Consider the following 3655-nt stretch of genomic DNA (forward strand, 5'->3'; position numbering starts at 1 on the left):
TCTTGGAAAGAAAGAATTCCGCTTCGAAAACCGCCACAAGCCATATGCGCAAAACGTTATGGGCAAGCATAAGAACGACAACAAACAATGAGCATATTTAAAAAACTTTTTGGTGGTTCTGAAAAATCAGACAACAATTCTGAGAACAAAAAACTCGACCTTGAAAAACTACTATCGTTTGACGATACAAATGGTAGCATAATCAAACTAGATAATTTCATTGGAGAACTTTGCTCTTACGGAGATGATATGGATAAGCTAACAGAAGAACAGAAACTATTTTACTACAATCAATGCTTGGAAAGAGAAATAAACAATGGTGGGTTTAACCAATATTTCTTTAACTCAAGTGGCGACTTTGCTCATAAGACAGTTCAGTCCTTGCAGACAATAGGTGCAAACAAAACGGCTGACATTTTGCAAAAAGCAATTGACCAATTTCCGAATAGTATTGTTCCAGAAGACAGAACAGAACGACAAGAAATTTTAGAGCAAATACAAGAAACGGCAGACCTTGTTTGGGAAGAACTTGACCAAAAGTTTTTTAGTTACGAAGACGACTTGAACACGCTGAACATTGAATTTGTACGGAAAAATAAAGACAAATTTTAACTCGATAGAAAGAAGGGCAGCCCATAATCGAGTAGACGGCCGTGAGCCATAGGCTCACGGTGCGCCTCTCACACCACCGTACGTACGGGTCTCGTATACGGCGGTTCACTGGATTATAGGTTGCGTTTTGAGGTAATAGGAAAGCATGGATTCGTACCCTTTTCTTCTTAGGCGGGACAAAGTTATTGTAGTGATCAGAATCGGACTTTGGGCAACAGCCCATCCCCCTTTCCTGGTTCTGCTCCATGCGTAGGCATGGTCTTGGTCCACCCCCAATCTTATCAGGTTTTTACGTTTCCTCTCTGGCTTTTTCCAGTCGTGCCAAATACCATAGCGAAGTCGATTTCTCAACCACTCATCAAGTGATTTCAGCTTTGCGGAGATACTGGCAAGGCGGTAATTATTCACCCATCCCATCCAGACCTCTTTAAGCTTTTGGAGCCGTTCTGCAAAGCTGTATGGTTTGGTCTTCTTGGTAATCTGCTTGAGCTTGCGTTTCAGAGAGTCCCAGCTGTTCTTTTTCACTACCAATTGGTATTTCCCCTTGACCCCTTTTTGATAAGTTGGTACAAATGCATGTCCCAGCATCTCAAAATTGGACGGTCTTCGGATGCCGCTTTTCCCCCTGTTGATGGGAAGTCGGAGCTTTTCCTTTAGAAAAAGGTAAATCTCGTTGCCCACGTTTCTGGCTTCCTTCTTTGACTTGGTATAGATGCTGAAATCATCAGCATATCGGACATATTTCAGGCTTCTCTTTTCCAGTTCCTTATCCAGTAAATCCAGAAGGATGTTGGATAAAAGAGGACTGATGGGAGATCCCTGTGGTACGCCTTTTCTACGCCTGTGCAGTTTTCCTTTGATCTGGATAGGTGCACGCAGCCACTTTCGGATAAGCCTTAGGGTGGTCGGGCATTTTACCCGTTGGTAGATCAATTGAAGTAGAACCGAATGGTCAACTTCGTCAAAGAATCCTTTAAGATCGATGTCCACAATATCCTGATAGCCATCATTGATGTTTTTCAGGGCCTGTGTTACCGCCTTATGGATGTTCTTTTCGGGACGGAAGCCATAGCTGTGTTCCTCGAACGTAAGTTCGTACTTGGTCATCAGCACTTGGCTTACCGCCTGTTGGAGCCATCTGTCAACTACTGTGGGAACTCCAAGCAATCTTGTCTTTCCGTTGCTCTTGGGTATCTCTACCCCCTTGATAGGTTTCGGTACATACGTGTGGTTGAGGATGGAGGTGGCAATCTTGTCCCCGTTGCTTTCCAGATAGGAGAGCAGTTCGGTGACTTTCATGCCGTCTACCCCTGCCGAACCTTTGTTCCGCACTACCTGTCGGTATGCTTTATAGAGGTTCTTACGGTTGAGTACTTTTTCTATCATCGTTAAACTGTTAACCCTGTCCGCTTAAGATAAGGCTGCCCCAAAAGTTGCTCCCTATCGAATTTGGACGTAATCCAATGTTCAGTCCTTCGCTGCCCAGTGAGACCTCTGTAGCTCTTACAGCTCGTTACCGGCAACTACTACGACCTCGGCTGACTTCTCTTAGGTGTTCCCGACACCCAGAGACCTCCCTTGGTAAGATGAATATCCTTGTGTCTATCCCTGCCATATCTACTACTTCGGTACTTCCTCCCTTGCGGAAGGTTTGGACTTCGGTGTGCTGTGCCACCTCATCCGACCTCGTAGCCTCCGTATATGGTTCCTGTTCGTCAGTACAGACACCGCAGTCTGGCTTACTTCACTGCATGCCTCACGGCAAACCAGCTTGCCACTTGCTTGGCTTCGGGACGTTACGCCCGCGCTTAAGGGACTTTCACCCGTTGGAACGGCCAAGTTTTTGACCTATATTCACCATTCAAGGCACACACAGCACCTACCCAAAAGGCGGGGGTTGGTGTTGCAAAGACAGTTTTGTGATTAATCAAACATTAGTTTTTCAAATCAAGATTTGTGGTAAAAGTCCCGCCCTTCGGGTAGCTGCCAACCGTCAGCGGGCATTGTAAAACGACACCAACGAATGACATTTAAAGACGACATAAACAGTAAAATACAAACTGACTTTGGACAGAATGCAAATAAGGCAACAACAATATTAATTGACGCAATCAACAAAGTAGATTATCTGAAAACAGATAGAGTAATTCGTTGTATCATATTTTTAGCAAAAGGCGACCTGACAGACTTAGAGCGATACATTGAAACTGCAACCTTTGACACGAGAGACGTAATGCTTTGGGCAGAGTATGAAGGGCTAAAAGAGAATGAAAATCCGAAACGTGTGAGAGACTTTAATAAGACTTTTACGGAAAGTTCAAAAGATGTAAATGAATAAAACTGCTAAGAAAATTATTATTTGGTCTGCATCAATATTAGGAATTGGTGTGATTGCTTATTTGGGTTTTGTTGCCTACGTTGTTTTTTCTTTTACGAGTGGTTGCGGTATGGACGATGGACCATTTAAAGCTATTACGACAACTCCAATAGAAATAACGTAAGCATCCGAACGATTTAAACTTTCAAAAGGTGGAGAACTTATCTTGACAAACAGAAACGATACTCTTTCGCCTATTTTGACACTCATTGAGAACGGAAAAATAATATGGACGTTAGATACAGACGTTAGAAATACGAAGGGCTACGAAACTTGCAGGATTTGGGAAATAAGTAACGTGACGATTACTAAAGACACAGACCCAATAAAAATAAGGTTTACAGGACATTGGACATATGGTGCAGAAGCCGCAAGTATGGAAATTGACAGAGAAAACGGTGAAAATAGTTTTTGCTTAAGTTGGTAAATATGACGAAAGAAAAAAACAACGACCCGCTAATCGAGTAGCCTGACCTGAGCCAATTGGCTCAGGTTGAGGCTCTCACACCACTGTACGTACGGTTCTCGTATACAGCGGTTCGTAAAGCATAGGACTGCCGCTCTTTAAACCAGCAATGCCTTTCCGCTACTTTTAAGATAAGGCTACGCAAAGGCTCCCTATCGAATTTTCACTTCACAATACGTTCGGCCCCCGTCCGACTGGTC

The 3655-nt window shown here is 43.6% G+C and carries 4 protein-coding genes; 3 read left to right on the forward strand and 1 reads right to left on the reverse strand.

All coding sequences use genetic code 11. The features are described 5' to 3' along the window. The first annotated feature begins 87 nt into the window (after positions 1-87). A complete protein-coding gene (locus H1A14_RS22920; protein ID WP_194778650.1) occupies positions 88-612 on the forward strand; it encodes a DMP19 family protein in 525 nt (174 codons plus the stop codon). A 105-nt stretch (positions 613-717) separates the two neighbouring features. Here H1A14_RS22920 and ltrA read toward each other — a convergent pair whose 3' ends face one another. Further along, positions 718-1998, reverse strand: a complete 1281-nt coding sequence (gene ltrA, locus H1A14_RS22925) for a group II intron reverse transcriptase/maturase (protein ID WP_194778651.1) — start codon at positions 1996-1998, stop codon at positions 718-720. Between the two features lie 637 nt (positions 1999-2635). Between ltrA and H1A14_RS22930 the strand changes: the two genes are divergently transcribed. Together H1A14_RS22930 and H1A14_RS22935 are read left to right on the forward strand one after the other, a co-directional pair. Then, positions 2636-2950: a hypothetical protein gene (locus H1A14_RS22930; protein ID WP_194778652.1), complete on the forward strand. Its 315-nt coding sequence runs from the start codon at positions 2636-2638 to the stop codon at positions 2948-2950. Beyond that, a complete protein-coding gene (locus H1A14_RS22935) occupies positions 2943-3113 on the forward strand; it encodes a hypothetical protein (RefSeq protein ID WP_194778653.1) in 171 nt (56 codons plus the stop codon). The genes H1A14_RS22930 and H1A14_RS22935 overlap by 8 nt, the downstream gene beginning before the upstream one ends. Positions 3114-3655: the final 542 nt, after the last annotated feature.

Source organism: Pararhodonellum marinum, from assembly GCF_015354735.1.
GTDB classification, from domain to species: Bacteria; Bacteroidota; Bacteroidia; order Cytophagales; family Cyclobacteriaceae; genus Pararhodonellum; species Pararhodonellum marinum.

What these genes read in the sequence shown, in the direction of transcription:
- H1A14_RS22920 (WP_194778650.1), top strand. Translation starts at nt 88, where the DNA reads ATGAGCATATTTAAAAAACTTTTTGGTGGTTCTGAAAAATCAGACAAC.
- ltrA (WP_194778651.1), bottom strand. Translation starts at nt 1,998, where the DNA reads ATGATAGAAAAAGTACTCAACCGTAAGAACCTCTATAAAGCATACCGA.
- H1A14_RS22930 (WP_194778652.1), top strand. Translation starts at nt 2,636, where the DNA reads ATGACATTTAAAGACGACATAAACAGTAAAATACAAACTGACTTTGGA.
- H1A14_RS22935 (WP_194778653.1), top strand. Translation starts at nt 2,943, where the DNA reads ATGAATAAAACTGCTAAGAAAATTATTATTTGGTCTGCATCAATATTA.